General features: G+C 71.4%; 22 protein-coding genes. 16 read left to right on the forward strand and 6 right to left on the reverse strand.

Going from position 1 to position 15,438, the window contains the following annotated elements; all coding sequences use genetic code 11:
- Positions 1–3 precede the first annotated feature (3 nt).
- The 4 genes from ACR2FV_RS11445 to ACR2FV_RS11460 all read left to right on the forward strand — a co-directional run bounded on the left by ACR2FV_RS11445 (position 4) and on the right by ACR2FV_RS11460 (position 1,763).
- Positions 4–384, forward strand: a complete 381-nt coding sequence (locus tag ACR2FV_RS11445; protein WP_434015824.1) for an ArsR/SmtB family transcription factor — start codon at positions 4–6, stop codon at positions 382–384.
- Positions 381–881 carry an SRPBCC family protein gene (locus ACR2FV_RS11450; RefSeq protein ID WP_434015825.1) on the forward strand — a complete coding sequence of 167 codons (501 nt, stop codon included), beginning with the start codon at positions 381–383 and terminating at the stop codon, positions 879–881. The genes ACR2FV_RS11445 and ACR2FV_RS11450 overlap by 4 nt, the downstream gene beginning before the upstream one ends.
- The gene (locus tag ACR2FV_RS11455) at positions 868–1,173 is read left to right on the forward strand and encodes a maleylpyruvate isomerase N-terminal domain-containing protein (RefSeq protein WP_434015826.1); all 306 of its coding nucleotides are present in this window, start codon (positions 868–870) and stop codon (positions 1,171–1,173) included. The genes ACR2FV_RS11450 and ACR2FV_RS11455 overlap by 14 nt, the downstream gene beginning before the upstream one ends.
- A 335-nt stretch (positions 1,174–1,508) precedes the next feature.
- Complete coding sequence (locus tag ACR2FV_RS11460) at positions 1,509–1,763, forward strand: hypothetical protein (RefSeq protein ID WP_434015827.1); 255 nt, start codon at positions 1,509–1,511, stop codon at positions 1,761–1,763.
- Here the strand turns inward: ACR2FV_RS11460 and ACR2FV_RS11465 are convergent.
- The 3 genes from ACR2FV_RS11465 to ACR2FV_RS11475 are packed head-to-tail and all read right to left on the reverse strand — an operon-like array spanning position 1,760 to position 3,380.
- A complete protein-coding gene (locus ACR2FV_RS11465; RefSeq protein ID WP_434015828.1) occupies positions 1,760–2,035 on the reverse strand; it encodes a hypothetical protein in 276 nt (91 codons plus the stop codon). The two genes, ACR2FV_RS11460 and ACR2FV_RS11465, sit on opposite strands and share 4 nt — an antisense overlap.
- Positions 1,966–2,628 (reverse strand): CapA family protein, encoded by a 663-nt coding sequence (locus ACR2FV_RS11470; RefSeq protein ID WP_434015829.1) that lies wholly within the window; start codon positions 2,626–2,628, stop codon positions 1,966–1,968. The genes ACR2FV_RS11465 and ACR2FV_RS11470 overlap by 70 nt, the downstream gene beginning before the upstream one ends.
- Positions 2,629–2,675: 47 nt before the next feature.
- On the reverse strand, positions 2,676–3,380 hold the full coding sequence (locus ACR2FV_RS11475) for a TetR/AcrR family transcriptional regulator (protein ID WP_434015830.1): 705 nt from the start codon (positions 3,378–3,380) through the stop codon (positions 2,676–2,678).
- Positions 3,381–3,439: 59 nt separating this feature from the next.
- On the opposite strand from ACR2FV_RS11475, the gene ACR2FV_RS11480 reads away from it, so the two are divergent.
- The 9 genes from ACR2FV_RS11480 to ACR2FV_RS11520 all read left to right on the forward strand — a co-directional run bounded on the left by ACR2FV_RS11480 (position 3,440) and on the right by ACR2FV_RS11520 (position 11,035).
- Positions 3,440–3,769 carry a DUF2834 domain-containing protein gene (locus ACR2FV_RS11480; RefSeq protein ID WP_434015831.1) on the forward strand — a complete coding sequence of 110 codons (330 nt, stop codon included), beginning with the start codon at positions 3,440–3,442 and terminating at the stop codon, positions 3,767–3,769.
- Positions 3,766–4,305 carry a hypothetical protein gene (locus ACR2FV_RS11485; protein ID WP_434015832.1) on the forward strand — a complete coding sequence of 180 codons (540 nt, stop codon included), beginning with the start codon at positions 3,766–3,768 and terminating at the stop codon, positions 4,303–4,305. Before ACR2FV_RS11480 ends, ACR2FV_RS11485 begins: the two co-directional genes overlap by 4 nt.
- Positions 4,306–4,446: 141 nt before the next feature.
- Entirely contained in the window at positions 4,447–4,956 is a 510-nt protein-coding gene (locus tag ACR2FV_RS11490; RefSeq protein WP_434015833.1) for a DnaJ family domain-containing protein, read from the forward strand.
- 55 nt (positions 4,957–5,011) lie between these two features.
- Positions 5,012–6,823: an ABC transporter ATP-binding protein gene (locus ACR2FV_RS11495; protein WP_434015834.1), complete on the forward strand. Its 1,812-nt coding sequence runs from the start codon at positions 5,012–5,014 to the stop codon at positions 6,821–6,823.
- Positions 6,820–8,178 carry a glycosyltransferase gene (locus ACR2FV_RS11500; protein ID WP_434015835.1) on the forward strand — a complete coding sequence of 453 codons (1,359 nt, stop codon included), beginning with the start codon at positions 6,820–6,822 and terminating at the stop codon, positions 8,176–8,178. The genes ACR2FV_RS11495 and ACR2FV_RS11500 overlap by 4 nt, the downstream gene beginning before the upstream one ends.
- Entirely contained in the window at positions 8,175–9,329 is a 1,155-nt protein-coding gene (locus ACR2FV_RS11505) for a glycosyltransferase family 1 protein (protein WP_434015836.1), read from the forward strand. The genes ACR2FV_RS11500 and ACR2FV_RS11505 overlap by 4 nt, the downstream gene beginning before the upstream one ends.
- 21 nt (positions 9,330–9,350) lie before the next feature.
- Positions 9,351–9,848, forward strand: coding sequence for a nucleotidyltransferase domain-containing protein (locus ACR2FV_RS11510; RefSeq protein ID WP_434015837.1), 498 nt, complete (start codon positions 9,351–9,353; stop codon positions 9,846–9,848).
- On the forward strand, positions 9,845–9,985 hold the full coding sequence (locus ACR2FV_RS11515; RefSeq protein ID WP_434015838.1) for a hypothetical protein: 141 nt from the start codon (positions 9,845–9,847) through the stop codon (positions 9,983–9,985). The genes ACR2FV_RS11510 and ACR2FV_RS11515 overlap by 4 nt, the downstream gene beginning before the upstream one ends.
- 45 nt (positions 9,986–10,030) lie before the next feature.
- Positions 10,031–11,035, forward strand: coding sequence for a YihY/virulence factor BrkB family protein (locus ACR2FV_RS11520; RefSeq protein ID WP_434015839.1), 1,005 nt, complete (start codon positions 10,031–10,033; stop codon positions 11,033–11,035).
- Here ACR2FV_RS11520 and wecB read toward each other — a convergent pair.
- The 3 genes from wecB to ACR2FV_RS11535 are packed head-to-tail and all read right to left on the reverse strand — an operon-like array spanning position 11,032 to position 12,931.
- Positions 11,032–12,090, reverse strand: coding sequence for a non-hydrolyzing UDP-N-acetylglucosamine 2-epimerase (gene wecB / locus ACR2FV_RS11525; RefSeq protein WP_434015840.1), 1,059 nt, complete (start codon positions 12,088–12,090; stop codon positions 11,032–11,034). The two genes, ACR2FV_RS11520 and wecB, sit on opposite strands and share 4 nt — an antisense overlap.
- Positions 12,087–12,479 (reverse strand): type VII toxin-antitoxin system HepT family RNase toxin, encoded by a 393-nt coding sequence (gene hepT / locus ACR2FV_RS11530; protein ID WP_434015841.1) that lies wholly within the window; start codon positions 12,477–12,479, stop codon positions 12,087–12,089. Before hepT ends, wecB begins: the two co-directional genes overlap by 4 nt.
- A 47-nt stretch (positions 12,480–12,526) precedes the next feature.
- Complete coding sequence (locus ACR2FV_RS11535; RefSeq protein WP_434015842.1) at positions 12,527–12,931, reverse strand: nucleotidyltransferase family protein; 405 nt, start codon at positions 12,929–12,931, stop codon at positions 12,527–12,529.
- A gap of 57 nt (positions 12,932–12,988) precedes the next feature.
- On the opposite strand from ACR2FV_RS11535, the gene ACR2FV_RS11540 reads away from it, so the two are divergent.
- The 3 genes from ACR2FV_RS11540 to ACR2FV_RS11550 form a co-directional block, all read left to right on the forward strand.
- On the forward strand, positions 12,989–14,137 hold the full coding sequence (locus ACR2FV_RS11540; protein ID WP_434015843.1) for a glycosyltransferase: 1,149 nt from the start codon (positions 12,989–12,991) through the stop codon (positions 14,135–14,137).
- The gene (locus ACR2FV_RS11545) at positions 14,134–15,222 is read left to right on the forward strand and encodes a glycosyltransferase (protein WP_434015844.1); all 1,089 of its coding nucleotides are present in this window, start codon (positions 14,134–14,136) and stop codon (positions 15,220–15,222) included. The genes ACR2FV_RS11540 and ACR2FV_RS11545 overlap by 4 nt, the downstream gene beginning before the upstream one ends.
- Positions 15,223–15,338: 116 nt before the next feature.
- Positions 15,339–15,438 (forward strand): hypothetical protein (locus ACR2FV_RS11550; protein ID WP_434015846.1); only part of this gene is annotated, 100 nt, incomplete at its 3' end.

Below are 15,438 nucleotides of genomic sequence, written 5' to 3' on the forward strand. Positions count from 1 at the left end.
GATATGGCCGACGAGCTGTCCCGGGTCTTCGCCGCACTGGCCGACCCCACGCGCCGCGACATGGTGGCGCGCCTGGCGGCCGGTGATGCCACCGTCGGCCAGCTCGCAACGGCATACGACGTCAGTCTGCAGGCCGTCTCCAAGCATCTGAAGGTCCTGGAGACCTCCGGCCTGGTCAGTCGCAGCCGCGACGCGCAACGCAGGCCGGTGCACCTGGAGGCCGAGGTGTTCGACCTGATGACCAAGTGGATCGAGCGCTACCGCCGCGAGGCGGAGGAGCGCTACTCCCGTCTCGATGCCGTCTTGGCCTCCATGGACGAGAACGCCCCCGAACGTCACCACCAGGACGACAGCCATCACCGGCAGAGAGGAAACGCATCATGAACGCCACCAGCACCGCCACCGGCACCGGAACCACGACGGTCGAGGCCGACCCGGACCTACCGATCATCCGGATCACCCGCGAGTTCGCCGCGACGCCCGAGCAGCTGTTCCGGGCGCACACCGACCCCGAGCTCTACGCGCAGTGGATCGGACCGGACGACCTGGTCTGCACCATCGATCACTGGGACGCACGCAGCGGCGGGAGCTGGCGCTTCCGCCACTCGCGGGACGGTGAGGACTACGGCTTCCGCGGCTGCTTCCACGAGGTCCGGCCCGATCGGATCGTGCAGACGTTCACCTTCGACGGGCAGCCCGACGACGTGGCACTGGAGACGCTGTGGTTCGAGGACCTCGGCGAGGGCCGCACCCGGCTGCACGGCCAGTCGCTGGTGGACAGCATGGCGGGCCGCGACGCGTGGCTGGCCAGCGGCATGGAGACCGGGGTCGAGCAGGGTCACGCCAAGCTGGAGAGGATGTTGGCCGATGGCGCGCTCTGAGCCGCCGGCGGACTGGCACCGGGAGGTCGCCGGGCGCTTCAGCCAGGTCACCCAGGGCGTGCAGCACTGGGATGCGCCGACCCTCGTAGCAGGGTGGACCGCACGCGACGTGGTGGGTCATCTGACCGGCTGGTTCCCGGGGTTCCTGCAGGCCGGGGCAGGGGTCGAGCTGGCCCGGGGGCCGTCGGTCGACGACGCCGACGTGCAGAGCAGGCTGATCGGCTTCATCGGGTGCGACCCGGCGTGGTCCCTACCAGGCCAGCAGCACGGCGGCGCCGAGGGCGGCGACTGAGCGGACGTGGTTGGCCATGGTCCAGCGAGGGGCACGCCAGTCAGCAGGACGGCCGACAGGTAGAGTCCTGCTCCCGCCAAGTGCGGGCCTGAACCCTGGGCACCCCAGGTGACGACGCTGTGCACGACCACGGCGGTGCTGCATACCGCTGTTCCGAGGAACACACCCAGGAACGGCGGGCTCAGCGCCGCCTCGTTGATCCGCTGCATCGTCCCGACCGCCTGGTCGGCCGGCAGCCGCCGCAGCGCCGACAGCACCATCACGGAGAAGATGCCGGGCCCACCGCCGATCGCCCCCGCTCCCAGGGGGGTCACGGCTGCGAGATCGCCGCTGAGGTGGGCGTTGCGTCCGTCCAGGACCTGGCCAAAGACGTGTGCCAGCATCCGGGCTTCCGGCTCCGGCACCCCCTCGGCCGTCGCTCCGGCGACGAACTGCTCCGCCGTGCAGTCCAGGTAGCGCACCGCGTCACCGACCGCGGCGGTCAGCTCGGCCACGACGTCCTCGACCGTCAGCAGCCTGGGGCCGGTGAGCTCCAGCGTCCGGCCGAGCCACTGGTCGGTCGTCAGGGCCTGCACGGCGACGGCCGCTAGGTCGTCGAGGTGCACGAACGGCTCCGGCGTCTGTCCGGCCGGCAGCGCGATCGACCGGTGCCGCACGGCGTCGAGAGCCAGAAGTGCTCACTGAAGTCCTGCATGAAGAACGCCGAGCGCAGGACCGTCCACTCCGGGACGACGTCGGTCACGCGCCGCTCGGCCCGGCGGGCGGCCTCCTCGCCGCGACCGGAGAGCAGCACTACCCGCTGCAGACCGTGCTCGACCGCGACCTCGGTGAACTCTGCGAGCAGGTCGTCGGCTCCGGGCATGGAGATGTCGGGGGTGAAGGCCAGGTAGGCCCGGTCGGCGCCGGTGACGGCAGGCCCCCAGGTGTGCCGGTCGTGCCAGTCGAACGGCGGGCCCCGGCGTCCAGCGCGGCCTGGCCGAGATCCTGCTGCTCCGGGCTGAGCGTTTCGGTCTTCTTCCAGCCGCTGTGCAGCAGGACGATGACATGGTCGGCATCCGACCTGGCTGCCGAGAGGTCCTGCGCCACCCGGTCGGGCTCACCCCAGGCCAGCCCCGCTGTGTCCGGCCCGGCCGTCCAGGTGCTGTAGTCGAAGCCGCTGCGCTCCACCGGAACCCGCAGGTAGGCCAGGAAGGCCAGCTCTAGCGGCGTCGGGCCCCGTTGGCGCCGCCTGGGTCGTGGGCAGGGGTTCGGTAGTCCGGACTGAGCGGTCCGGCTCGCTCGAAGTGACCGAGGCGTCGGTCGAGCCGTCACCGGTGGCCGGGGTGCCCGGGCCGGGTCCGCAGACCGCAAGCCGCAAGCCGCAAGCCGCAAGCCGGAGCATGCTGCCGACTCCCAGCGCAGTCTTCGCCGTATGTCGCACGGTGATGTGTTCCTTCCGCAGTCGTCTACCCCCATGACGCAGCAGGCACCGTAGACGGTTGCGTCGCCTCGATGGTATTCCGTCACCTCTCCGGAGCGCCGGAGGCGGTCTTGATGACCTCTGTCGCGAGGTCATCCAGCTGCCGCAGCACGAACGGACCGGTGTCCGTCATCGCCCAGTCGAGGTGTCCGGCCACCTCGACACTGATCAGGCCGAGCATCCGGTGCCAGCCGGCCGCGAACTGGTAGAGCGCCGCTGCGGGGAGGGGCACGTCGTGGGCGCGTGCCTCCGTCTCGAGGTCGGCGGCCAGTGCGGCCGGCAGGTCAGCGGGGTCCACGAGGACCAGGCGGTCCGTGGCGAGCAGACCGGCGTAGATCCCACCGAAGATCTCTCCGATGCGCCGGCTCCCCGCGGTGGTCGGGCCGCCCGGCGGCGCCGCGTAGCCCGCGATCGGTGTGCCGTAGATAAGCCCGAACTCGGCCTTGTGCGCCAGCGCCCACTCCCGGAAGGCAAGGGTCGCCGCGCGCAGCTGGTCAGGGTGGTCCTGCGGGGCGCAGCCGTCGCGGGCGGCCGCGCACGCGTCGGCCACTTCGTTGACGCACGCCGCGATGAGCAGGGTCAGCAGGTCGTCGCGGCCCGCGACGTGCTTGTACAACGCGGGGGCGGTGACCGACATCCGCCGTGCCACCTCACGCACCACGACGGCCTCGGGACCGCCCTCGACCAGCAGCTCACGACATACCTCGACAATGCGGTCGGTGGTCAGCGGCGGCCGGGTCTCCTGCATAGTGAACGATGTTAACCTACCATTCAAGTTAACGGTGTTCACCCGATGGAGGAGTCCCGATGATTGCCGTGTATGCCGTGCTGGCCCTGGTCGGGGGCGCGGGCACCTGGTGGTTCAACCTGCAATCCCGGGACCAGGGCTACCTGGCCGGCTGGATCGCCAACTCGGCCTCGTCGTCGGCGGCCGTCGACCTGATCGTGGTGGCGTTGGCCGCGTGTCTGTTCATCGTGCTCGAGTCCCGACGGCTCGGTATGCGGTTTGCCTGGGTGCTCGTGCCGCTGTCCTTCCTGATCGCGGTTGCCTTCACCTTCCCGTTGTTCCTGGCGTGGCGGCAGTGGCACCTGTCGCGACAGACGGCCGAGCTGAGCACCGCGGTGGTGAGGTCATGACGCGGCTGGCCCGGCAGGCGTGGGCAGTCAGTCCCGCCATCACGCTGCTGCTGCTGGTCAACGTCGCGGTGCTGGGCCTGTCGCTGGTGCTGGGCCTGGGCGACGACACCCTGGTGCGAGGGGTGCCGATCTGGAACAAGCCGTTGAAGTTCGCGATGTCGTTCATCGCGTTCGCCCCGGCGCTGCTCTACATCTTCCATCACGTCGAGCGGGGCCGGCTGCGCGGACCGCTCGGCCTCGGCATGACCTTGGGGGTGCCGATGATGCTCCTGGGCGCGGTGAGTGGCTACCGGATGACGGCCCCCGGTCCGGGCCAGATCGAAGCCGGTGGGACCACGGTGGGCACGCACGCCTTCGGCGGCGTCGAAGGCGGTCCCGGCCTGCCCCTGCTGGGCTGGTCGACCGAGTTCGGCGACGGACGGGTCGCGCACTTCGTCGGTCTGCACGCCCTGCAGGTGCTGCCTGCCCTGGCTGCGGTGGCGCTGGCCCTGCGGTCCGACGTACCGGCCCGCGCTCTGCATACCTCGCCCGTCTGATCGGTCGACTGAGAAGCGAACGTCTCTGCTCGGTAAACTGGTCACCGCAAGCACAGGCGTCGGTGGGCAGGGGTGAGAGCCATGGCAGCGGAGGAGCGATCCGCGAAGAACATTGCGTCTGAGCGGCGCGAGCGTCCGCCGATGACTCCTGCGCAGATCGAGACTTGGGTGGACCAGACGATCCGGCAGGCGCAGCGACGCGGTGACTTCGACGAACTGCCTGGTGCGGGCAAGCCACTCACGTCGTTGGACCGGCCAGATGACCCGGACTGGTGGATCAAGGACCTGATCCAGCGGGAGAAGATCGACCTGTCCGCCGCCCTGCCCGGCCCGATGGCGTTGCGACGGGAGCGGGAGACGTATCCCGAGTCGTTGCTGCAGCTGCCGAACGAGACCGCTGTGCGCGAGGTGCTCGAGGACTTCAACGCGAGAGTCATCGCCGATCGCAAGCGCCCGTATGCCGGCCAGGGCTCACCGGCCATCGTCGGCCGGGTGGATGTGGAGCAGATGCTGGAGCGGTGGGTGGCGCTCCGCGCCGCCGTGACCGAGGTTCTCGGATCCTCGGCCGAGCCATCGACCACCGGATCTACCTCGGACGCGCTGGGCACCCGATCGCGCCGACCCTGGTGGCGCCGCCGGGGAGACGGGTAGCGCTCCCGACCGCAACTTCCCGAGCAAGTCGAGTGTGGTGGTTAGGCTTCGGGCCATGCTCGCCCTGCTGCGCACCGTGCGCGAGCTGCTGACGGTGCTCCCGGAGGGGACCCGACGCTTCATCGTGATCTTCGCGGTTCTGCAGAGCGCCCTGGCCGTGCTCGACGTGGCCGCGCTCGGCTTGCTCGCGGTGATCCTGGCGCCCATGCTGGCGGGCACCTCGGCCACCCTTCCGGTGCTCGGAACCCTCAGTGAGCCCGCGGAGTTCCGCAACGTGCTCATCGCGGTGGGCCTGCTCATCATCACCAAGAGTGCCCTGGCCATCGCCCTGCAGTGGTGGGCGACCCGGAGGTTCGCCCGGTTCGAGCAGGTGCTGGGGGCCCGGCTGCTGGAGACGACGTTCCGCGCTCCGTGGACCGAGCGGCTGCGCCGCAACTCCACCGACCTGGTGCGCTCGACCGACGTCGGGGTCGGCGCCACCGTCGCCGGGGTGCTGATCCCGTTCGCCCAGCTGTCCGGCGAGCTGTTCACCTTCACCGCCGTGATCGTGGTCCTGGTCCTGGCTCAACCGCTCCTGGCCAGCGCCACCATCGTCTACTTCGGGCTGGTCGGCGCACTGCTCTACGTCTGGGTGCTCAAGCGAGCCGTGCAGGCCGGGCAGGACAACCGGGCCTACTCCACCCAGGCGGTCCGGCTGGTCAGCGAGATGGTGCACTCTCTGAAGGAGATCACCCTGCGCAACAAGAGCGCCGAGGTGGCCGAGGTCGTCCTCGACGTGCGCCGCAGATCCTCCCGGGCGCGTGCTGACCAGTCGTTCCTGGGCGCCGTGCCCCGCTACGTGCTGGAGGCGGCTCTGATCGGGGGACTCGGGATCGGCGGGGCCATCGGCTACGCCCAGGGCGGCATCGACGGTGCCCTGGCCGCCGTGGCCCTGTTCGGGGTGGCCGGCTTCCGCATCGTGCCCTCGCTCACCCGGTTCCAGACGATCATGGGCCAGACCGGGGCCAACCTGTCGTTCGCCCAACAGGTCCTGGTCGAGATCGACCGCGGCCGCCACTACCCGGTGCCGTCCCCGCGCGACCCGGTGACCCTGCCGGACGATGCCCGGTCGATGCGGCTCGACGCGGTGAGCTTCACCTACCCGGGGGCGGCGGTGCCCGCGGTACGGGAGGTCTCGCTCGAGCTGCCGTTCGGGCAGACCCTCGCCCTGGTGGGTGCGTCGGGGTCGGGCAAGTCCACCCTGGTCGACATCGTCCTGGGGCTGCTCGAGCCCAGCGGCGGCCAGGTGCTGGTGGGGGAGCGGCCGCTGGCCGAGGTGCTGCCCGCCTGGCGGGCCCGGGTGGGCTACGTGCCCCAGGACGTGTCCCTCTTCGACGCCTCGGTCGCCCGCAACGTCGCCCTGACCTGGAAGGACTCCGAGGTCGATGAGGAGCGGGTGCGCCGGGCGCTGGAGCGCGCCCAGCTGCTCGACGTCGTCGAAGCCCGCCCGGACGGCATCCACGGCAAGGTCGGCGAGCGCGGACTGAGCCTCTCCGGTGGCCAGCGGCAGCGGCTGGGCGTGGCCCGCGCCCTCTACACCGACCCCCTGGTCCTGGTGATGGATGAGGCGACCTCCGCCCTGGACACCTCGACCGAGGCGGCCGTCACCGCGGCGATCCGCGAGCTCGCCGGGGAGGTCAGTGTGCTCGTCGTGGCCCACCGACTGGCCACGATCCGGCACAGCGAGCAGGTCTGCTTCCTGCGCGATGGCCGGCTGATCGCCAGCGGAACCTTCGCGGAGGTGGTCGCCGCCGAGCCCGACTTCGCCGTGCAGGCGGCCCTCGCCGGGCTGACCGACCGGGATCAGACCGGGGTGGACCCGGTATGACGTGCAGCCTGCCGTCGGTGGGGGGCCGCCCACCCCGCGTCGCACTGCTGGTCTACAACGACGCCCACGCAGACTCCCGGGTCATCAAGACGGCCGAGAGTCTGCGCGCTGCGGGGACGCAGGTGCGGATCTTCGCGGTGGCCCGGGCTCGAGCGGGCTACCCCGAGGGGGCGGACACGGTCGGGGAGGGCGTCCCGGTGTGGCGCGCCCCGGAGTTCGAGCTGCGGCGCTATGCCCCCTGGCTCCTTCACGGTGGCCGCCTGCTCCTGCGGCGGCGAGACCCGGGCGGCTCGCGGGAGTCGACCGCGGCTCCGGTGACGGCACAGAGCTCGGTGCGAGCCGGGACCGGCGCGCGCGGGCGAGCTGTCACCGTCGGCAGCGACCTGTGGCTGCGCACCTACCGGGTGGTCAGCCTTGGGCTGTACTGGGTCCTGGCCGCGCGGGCCGCGGCGGAGTGGATCCCGGACGTCGTGCACGCCAACGACGGCAACACCCTTTCTCCCGCGTGGTGGATCTCCCGGCGCACCGGTGCCCGGGTCGTCTACGACGCGCACGAGCTGTGGCGGCACCGCAACGTCCGCACCGACCGCCCGGTCGCCCCCTTGGTCGAGCGGTTGATCGAGTCGCTGGTGATCCGCCGGGCCGACGGCGTCATCACGGTCAGCCCCTCCATAGCCTTGTGGCTGCAGGACGCCTACGCCCTCCCGATCCGCCCGAGTCTGGTGCGCAACATTCCCCGGGGCCAGATCGGAGCGCTCGACCCCGCCGTGGGCCGGTTGCGCGAGCTGGCCTCGCTCGGCCCGGAGACTCAGGTGATCGCCTACGGGGGGCGCATCACCACGTCCCGGGGGATCGAGGAGACCTTGGAGGCACTGGCGCTGTTGCCGGACCGGGTGCACTTCGTCCTGCTGGGCTACGGGGAGCCCGACTACCTGGCGCTGCTGCACGCGCGGATCGCTCGGCTCGGCGTCGCGGACCGGGTCCACCTCATCGGCAAGGTCGCCCCCGACCTGGTCGCCACCGCTCTCGCCGATGCCGACCTGTCGGTCGTCTACGTGCGCCCGATCTGCCTGAGCTACCGGTTCAGCCTTCCCAACAAGCTCTTCGAGTCGATCCACGCGGGCCTGCCGATCGCCGCCGCCGACCTGCCTGACACCGCGGCCATCGTGCGCGAGCGCGGGGTCGGTGAGATCTTCGACGTCGACAGCCCCGTCGACATGGCCGCCACCATCGCCCGGCTGCTGGCCGACCCGCAGCGATACCGGGATGCCGCTGCCGTGGCCGCGCGCGAGCTGACCTGGCAGCACGAGGAGCGCGAGCTGATCGGTCTCTACGCCGAGGTGCTGCAGGGATGAGTGATCTGCCGCGACCTCGGCTGCTGATCCTGGCGTTCAGCCCGTTGCGCCGCGATGCCCGGGTGCTGCGCCAGATCCGATTGCTCTGCGCGCGGTATGCCGTCACCACCGTCGGGTACGGACCGGCGCCGCAGGGGGAGGGGATCGAGCTGGCCGGCCACCACCGCATACCCGAGGAGATCGTCGCCTGGCACAAGGACCGCCGTCTGCTCCTCCTGCGCCGCTACCAGGAGGCCTACGACAGCGCACCGGTCATCCGGCACCTGAGCCGGGTGCTCGCGGCAGGCAGCTGGGACGTGGTGCTGGCCAACGACGTCGAGACCGTGCCGCTCGCGCTGAGCCTGGATGCCGGGGCGGTGCACGCCGACCTGCACGAGTACGCACCCCGACAGAACGAGGAGTCCTGGCGCTGGCGCTGGTTCGTGGCACCGTTCCAGCGCTGGCTGGTGCGCACCCACGTGAACCGGGCCGACTCGGTCACGACGGTCGGTCCGGAGCTGGCTCGGGAGTACGCCCGCGAGTTCGGGATCGAGGCCGCGGTGGTGGTCAACGCCGCGCCGTACGCCGACCGGAGCCCGCTGCCGGTGCAGGACCCGTTGCGCCTGGTGCACTCCGGCCTGGCCCGGCGCAACCGCTCCCTGGAGATCATGCTCGACGCCGTGCGGCAGACGACTCGTCCGGTCACCCTCGACCTTTACCTGATGCCCAATGACCCCGCCTATCTGGCCGAGCTCCGCGGCAGGGTCGCGGACCTGCCACACATCCATTTCCACGACCCGGTGCCGCCGGAGGACCTCGGCGACCGGCTCGCGGAGTGTGACCTGGGGGTGTTCGTCCTGCCGCCGTTGACCTTCAACTACAAGTTCACTCTGCCCAACAAGCTGTTCGACTTCGTGCAGGCCCGGCTCGGCGTCCTGGTCGGGCCGAGTCCGGAGATGGCAGAGCTGGTGCGCGAGTACCACCTCGGTCTCGTTCTGGACGACTTCGGCACCGAGGCGCTCACCCGGGCGATCGACTCACTCACCGACGAGCAGGTCCTCGCCTTCAAGGCGGCCAGCCACGCCGTCGCGAGACGGCTGTCCGCGCAACGCCAGGTGCAGGGCTGGGCCGAGGCGGTCGACGCCCTGGCCACGCCCCCGGGAACACTATGACGTATCCGCTATAGTCGCGCTATGGAGTCGACCGGTGAGCTGTTGCGGCGGGCGCGCCGTCTCGCCGGCTTGACCCAGGTCGAGGCGGCTCGCCGCTCCGGGATTGACCAGACCACGTGGAGCGCCTACGAGCGAAGCCGTCGGGAGCCGGGGGCTGCGACCTGGTTGCGCCTGCTGCAGGCCGTGGGCGCCTCGTGGGCGCTCACTCCGGGCGTTCCGGACCAGCCGGGTGGCCTCGCTGGAGAGCTGGCTACGCATCGACAGGCTGTGCTCGACGTCCTGCGCGATGCCGGGATGAGTGAGGCAAGAGTCTTCGGCAGCGTCGCGCGGGGGGAGGCCACTGCCGCCAGCGATGTCGACCTGCTGGTCCGAGTGCCGGAGGGCACGGGTCTGTTCAAGCTCCTCCAGGTGCAGGGGCAGCTCCAGCGTCTCCTGGGGGTGTCGGTCGACCTGGTGCCCGAGGCCTCGTTGCGCAGTGACGTGCGGCCGGCTGTCCTGCGGGACGCGGTGCCGTTGTGAGCCGTGCGCCCCGGGACCGGCTGCTCGACGTGCTGCGCGCTGTGGACGCCATCGAGGCGCACCTGGGTCGCGGACCCCTGACCGACGGCTTGGTCTTCGACGCCGTCAGGGTCCGGCTTCTCATGGATCTCGGGTGAGCGTCGGTGGATGCGAGCGGCGCCCAACGGGGCGAGACTGGGGGCATGGCACAGGCCCTGGACGGTGACACGGCAGCGGATGCGGCCCCCGGGGAGGGTGGGGCTGTGGCACCGGGCGCGCGTGCCGCTGCGCCGCACCGCATACCGCGGGACGGCTGGCGTCAGATCCTGCACCGGGTGCGACGGCGCATCATGGCTGACCAGTTCCCGCTGTTCAGCGCGGGTGTCGCGTTCTTCGCGGTGCTGTCGATCGCACCCGTCCTGGTGACCGCGCTGGCGGTCTACGGCGTGCTCAACACTCCCGCGCAGGCCATGGCCCAGCTCAACAGCGTGGCGGATCTGCTCCCGGAGCAGCTCGAGGAGGTGATGGCGGGACAGCTCACGAGCATCAGCGCCGCCTCGGCCAAGGTGCTGACGGTGCAGGGGGTCGTCGCCCTGGTCATCGCGTTGTGGACCGCGACGGCGGCGATGAACTACCTCATCGACGCGCTCACCCTGGCCTACCACGAGCAGGAGACCCGCAGCTTCCGGCGTCGCGTGCTGCTCGCCCTGGGGTTCGTGCTCGGCGGAGCCGTGCTGCTCGGCATGGTGCTGACGGCCACCAGCATCGTGGGACGGGCCGAGGAGGGTGCGCCTCCGGTCGTGTACTTCGTGGTCGAGCTGGCGATCTGGGTCGGGATGGCCGCGCTGATGGTGGTGCTGCTCTCGGTGCTCTACCGGTTCGCCCCCGATCGCAAGGGGGCGCAGTGGCGCTGGGTCAGCGGCGGTGCGGTGCTGGCCACGGGGTGCTGGCTCGCGATGTCGACAGGACTGTTCGCCTACGTGCGCAGCCTCGGCACCTACGAGCGCACCTACGGCTCGCTGGCCGGGGTGGCCATCAGCATGCTCTGGCTGTGGATGACCGTGCTGCTGGTGATCATCGGCGCCGCGGTCAATGCCGAGGCCGAACGGCAGACGGCCCGTGACTCCACCGTCGGGCCGGAGGAGTCAGTCGGCGAACGTGGTGCCGTCGTCGCCGACAGCATCCCGCCCTATCCCGGCGACGACTAAGGAGAGGCCAGGGCGTCCAGGACTGCGGCGGCCGCATGCCCGGTCCCGTAGGGTGCCGCGTCGGTGGCCTCGGGTGGCGGTCGGGAGGCTGCGACCGCGACGTCGAGGCCGGGCTCGACCAGCACATTCCAGCCCAGCTCGACGGTCTCCACCCACTCGGTCTCGGGCCGCACCGTCGTGCAGGGCACGCGCAGGACGAAGGCCTCCTTCTGCAGCCCGCCGGAGTCGGTGACGACCCCTCGGGAGGCCGCGACGGCGGCCACGAGGTCGGGGTAGGACAGCGGGTCATGGACTTTCACCGCTCCGCCGTCCAACGGTATGCCGTGCGCCCGCGCCCTCTCCCGCAGTCGGGGGTGGGCCAGCAGCACGACGGGGTGATCCACCTGCGCCAGCGCGCCGAGGATCGCCGCCAGCCGCTGCGGGTCGTCGGTGTTGTCGGCCCGGTGGATCGTGGCCACGCAGAAGCCACCGGACGGCATACCCAGCCGGTCCAGCACGGCCGGGGTGTCGGCGAGCTCGGCACGGACCCTGCGCAGCACGTCGACCATCACGTCGCCCACGTGCACCGAGCGCCCGGCGAGGCCCTCGTCGGCGAGGTGACCCATGGCGACCTGTGTCGGAGCCAACAGCAGGCCGGCGGCGTGGTCGGTGAGCACCCGGTTGTGCTCCTCGGGCATCCGGCGGTTGAACGAGCGCAGCCCGGCCTCGAGGTGCGCGACCGGCAGGTGCATCTTGACCGCGGACAGGGCCCCGGCGAGGGTGGAGTTGGTGTCGCCGTAGACGAGGACCCAGTCTGGGGGCTGCTGGGTCAGGACGTCGTCCATCCGGGCCAGGATTGCCCCGGTCTGCTCGCCGTGCGACCCGCTGCCGACCCCTAGGTGCACATCAGGGTCGGGGATGCCGAGGTCGGCGAAGAATATGTCGGACAGCATCGGGTCGTAGTGCTGGCCCGTGTGCACGATGAGGTGCTCGACCCCGCGCCGGGCGCACTCGTCAGCCACCGGCGCCAGCTTGACGAACTGAGGCCGGGCACCGACCACGCTGAGCACCTTCACGTCGGCCCCTGCCGGGAGGTCCAGCCCGCGATCTCGCCCACATAGTCCGAGAAGGCCTGCACCGCCTGCGGAACGGCCCCGGCGACGATGGAGTAGTCGGTCTGTAGATATTCATGGACCAGCACGTTGCGCAGCCCCACCGCACCCTTGAGGGCGGCCGCCGTGCCCGTGCTCAGCGCCCCGGCCTGAACGACAAGGTCGAAGGAGTCCCGGAACCGCTCGGGCGCCCGCCCGAGGACGGCGCCGGCAATGTGACTGTTGATGTCGACGGACAGATCCACCAGCTGGGTGAGGATCCGCTCGACTGCAAGCCGAGTGATCGGCTCTCGATCCAGCCGTGCCGTGTCGACCGGGCCGATGCTCACCAGATGATCCACGAGCGTCGTCATCATGCGCAGTCTGCGCCCAACGACGTCGACGTCCAGGGGCCGTGGGTTCATCGGGCCATCAGCTCCAGGTCCATCGCCCGGAACGGCGCGGTCTCGATGAACTCGCGCACCGCCGCCATCTGCCGGACGGCGAACGCCCCAGGCCGATGCTCGACGAGCAGCTCGCCGCGGGTCAGGGCCCGCTGCCGCACCACTGGACCTGCTCGGTCCAGATCGAGCACGTCGACCGGCTCACCCACCAGAGCCTGCAGGGCGACGACGACCGCGAGCAGGTCGCGCTGGGCGGGGTCGGCGAAGGCGATCGCGAGGTCGACGTCGCCGGGGTCGGGCTCGCTGACCGCGCTCCCGAAGAGCACGGCCAGCTCGATCCCCGCGTCACGGCACGCCTGGTCCAGGCGCCCGTCAGCCACGGCGATCCGGAGCCGGTCCATCGCGCCTCGTGCATCGGTCATGTCCTCAGCGTAGGCGGCGGGACCGACACGCAGGGCGAGCCGGGATAGTTTGGCGTCATGCGCGTGCTGGCCGTGACCACCTGGTTGCCCACCCGCAGTCATCCCTCGACCGGCGCGTTCGTGGTCAAGGATGCGCGGGCGCTGGCCGACCACGGGTATGACGTGGCGCTGGTCCACCTCGTGCCGCCGGGTCAGCTCGACGTCGGGGGAACGGGCGTCGCCGAGGCAGCGACCCTCGACGGGATCCCGGTCACCCGGATCCCCATGTCCACCACGAGCCCTCGGCAGATCCGCGCAGCGGGCACCCTGCTGCAGGCGATGACCCGTCGCGCTGATCTGGTGCACACCATGGCGTTCTCGACCTTGCCGCCGATGGCCTGGTGGCGGCCGGAGGCGCCGTGGGTGCACACCGAGCACTGGTCCGGGCTGACCGCTCCGCAGACGCTGCCTCGCTCCTGGCGGGTGGCCCTGCCTGCGCTGCGCCGGCTGCTGTCGCGGCCCGACGTGGTCACCGCCGTCTGCGACTACCTGGCCACACCGATCCGCGACGTCCGCGGAGCACGGCCCACGACAGTGGTGCCGTGCGTCGTCCCTCGACCGCAAGTGCAGCCTCGACCTGAACTGGAGGGTGAGCTGACTCTGGTCGATGTCGGGGCCCTGATCCCGCGCAAGGACCCGGTGCTGGCGGTCGACGTCGTCGCCGAGCTGACCCGCCGGGGGCGGCCAACCCGGATCCGTCTCGTCGGCCAGGGCGAGCTGGCTGACGAGGTCCGTGGTCGCGCCCGGGCGCTCGGCGTCGGTGACCGGGTCGACCTGCTCGGCAGCCTCGACCGGGCCGGGGTGCTGGCCGAGCTCGCGGCCGCCGACGTCTTCATCGGCCCCACCCGGGGCGACAACTTTTTCGTCTCCTGTGCCGAGGCGCTTCTGGGCGGCCGGCCAGTGGTCGTCGGCGCCACAGGTGGGCAGGGGGAGTACCTCGACCCGCGCGTCGGCGCCACCGTGCCCACCCAGAGCGCGATCGCCTACGCCGACGCCGTCGAGAGGGTGCTGGCCTCGGCGGCAGACCTCTCCGCTGCGCAGATCAGCCAGACCATCGGGGACCGCTTCGAGGCCGCGGTCGTCGCGAGGGGCTACGCCGACGCCTACGACCGGGCAGCGTCGCTGCGCAGGAGACCGGCGGGGCGCCGAGGGCGAGGGTCGCGATGACGGGACCGTCCGGACCAGCGACTGTCGACGTCGTCATCGCGGTGCACAGCCCGGCCCGGCCGATCGACCGGGCGGTGCGTAGCGTGCTGGGAGGCAACCCGCGGCATACCCGGCTTGTCGTCGTCTGCCACGACGTCGACCCCGACCGGATCGCGGGTGTGGTCGATCCGGAGCACCGCGACCGGGTGACCTGGCTGGAGCACCGCGACGGGCTGCGCAGCGCGTCGGGCCCGTTCAACGCGGGCATGGCTGCCGCGCAGGGTGACTTCGTCTCCATCATGGGCTCGGACGACACACTGCAGCCGGGCTCCGTGGACGCGTGGTTGGACCTGGCCCGGCGCACCCGGGCGGAGACCGTGGTCACCCGACTTGTCCTCGGTGAGGCCGAGCGCCGGGTGCCGACGCCGCCGACGCGCCCGTGGCTGCGCGGACCCGCGCAGGTCGTCAGCGACCGGCTCAGCTATCGCAGCGCTCCGCTGGGCCTGGTCTCGACGGCCGCCCGGGTGCGGCTCGGACTGAGCCTGGCCGAGGGTATGCCCGTGGGCGGCGACGTGGGCTACGCCACCCGGCTGTGGTGCGAGACCAGGGTCGTGGTGCAGCGCACCGGCCCGGGCTACGTCATCGGCGAGGACGCCGCCGACCGGGTGACCTACGAGCCGCGGCCGATCGAGGTCGAGCTTGCGTTTGTGGCCGACCTGCTGCAGCAGTCCTGGTTCACCGCATACCCGCAGGCCACCCGCACCGCCGTCGTCACCAAACTGCTGCGCATCCACGTCTTCGGTGCCGTGACCAACCGCCCCGACCCGGCGTGGTGGACCCTCGTCGAGCGCACCGCCCTGGTCGAGGTGATGCTGCGCCTGCACGCCGCCGCCCCGGACCATGCCGACCCGCTGTCCCGCGCCGACCACGCCCTGATCGAGGCGATCCTGGACCCGCAGACCCCGGCCGAGGAGATGATCGCGCTTGCCGAGCGGCGCCGCCGGCACGGCACGCCACCGACCCTGGTCCCGCGGGACGTGCGGCAGATCGGGCACCGGGAGGCACCGCCTCGCTTCATGGCGGCCTCGTGGTGGGCACGGCGGTGAGCGCCCGAGCGTTGCCCCCAGTGCACTGACGGTGCGGGCACGTATCCTCGGGCCGTCGAGCAGCAATCCCCGAACGGCAATCCCCGAACGGCAATCCCCGAACGACAAGGACACCCATGCAGATCGCGGTCGTCGCGCTGGGCAAGATCGGCCTGCCCCTGGCGGTGCAGTTTGCCGACGCCGGGCACCAGGTGATCGGGGTCGACGTCGACGCCA

This window comes from Ornithinimicrobium sp., assembly GCF_051004135.1.
GTDB lineage: Bacteria > Actinomycetota > Actinomycetes > Actinomycetales > Dermatophilaceae > Ornithinicoccus.

Coding starts and splice junctions, on each gene's coding strand:
- ACR2FV_RS11445 (WP_434015824.1), top strand. CDS start 4: ATGGCCGACGAGCTGTCCCGGGTCTTCGCCGCACTGGCCGACCCCACG.
- ACR2FV_RS11450 (WP_434015825.1), top strand. CDS start 381: ATGAACGCCACCAGCACCGCCACCGGCACCGGAACCACGACGGTCGAG.
- ACR2FV_RS11455 (WP_434015826.1), top strand. CDS start 868: ATGGCGCGCTCTGAGCCGCCGGCGGACTGGCACCGGGAGGTCGCCGGG.
- ACR2FV_RS11465 (WP_434015828.1), bottom strand. CDS start 2,035: ATGCCCGGAGCCGACGACCTGCTCGCAGAGTTCACCGAGGTCGCGGTC.
- ACR2FV_RS11470 (WP_434015829.1), bottom strand. CDS start 2,628: ATGGGGGTAGACGACTGCGGAAGGAACACATCACCGTGCGACATACGG.
- ACR2FV_RS11475 (WP_434015830.1), bottom strand. CDS start 3,380: ATGCAGGAGACCCGGCCGCCGCTGACCACCGACCGCATTGTCGAGGTA.
- ACR2FV_RS11480 (WP_434015831.1), top strand. CDS start 3,440: ATGATTGCCGTGTATGCCGTGCTGGCCCTGGTCGGGGGCGCGGGCACC.
- ACR2FV_RS11485 (WP_434015832.1), top strand. CDS start 3,766: ATGACGCGGCTGGCCCGGCAGGCGTGGGCAGTCAGTCCCGCCATCACG.
- ACR2FV_RS11490 (WP_434015833.1), top strand. CDS start 4,447: ATGACTCCTGCGCAGATCGAGACTTGGGTGGACCAGACGATCCGGCAG.
- ACR2FV_RS11495 (WP_434015834.1), top strand. CDS start 5,012: ATGCTCGCCCTGCTGCGCACCGTGCGCGAGCTGCTGACGGTGCTCCCG.
- ACR2FV_RS11500 (WP_434015835.1), top strand. CDS start 6,820: ATGACGTGCAGCCTGCCGTCGGTGGGGGGCCGCCCACCCCGCGTCGCA.
- ACR2FV_RS11505 (WP_434015836.1), top strand. CDS start 8,175: ATGAGTGATCTGCCGCGACCTCGGCTGCTGATCCTGGCGTTCAGCCCG.
- ACR2FV_RS11510 (WP_434015837.1), top strand. CDS start 9,351: ATGGAGTCGACCGGTGAGCTGTTGCGGCGGGCGCGCCGTCTCGCCGGC.
- ACR2FV_RS11520 (WP_434015839.1), top strand. CDS start 10,031: ATGGCACAGGCCCTGGACGGTGACACGGCAGCGGATGCGGCCCCCGGG.
- hepT (WP_434015841.1), bottom strand. CDS start 12,479: ATGACGACGCTCGTGGATCATCTGGTGAGCATCGGCCCGGTCGACACG.
- ACR2FV_RS11535 (WP_434015842.1), bottom strand. CDS start 12,931: ATGACCGATGCACGAGGCGCGATGGACCGGCTCCGGATCGCCGTGGCT.
- ACR2FV_RS11540 (WP_434015843.1), top strand. CDS start 12,989: ATGCGCGTGCTGGCCGTGACCACCTGGTTGCCCACCCGCAGTCATCCC.
- ACR2FV_RS11545 (WP_434015844.1), top strand. CDS start 14,134: ATGACGGGACCGTCCGGACCAGCGACTGTCGACGTCGTCATCGCGGTG.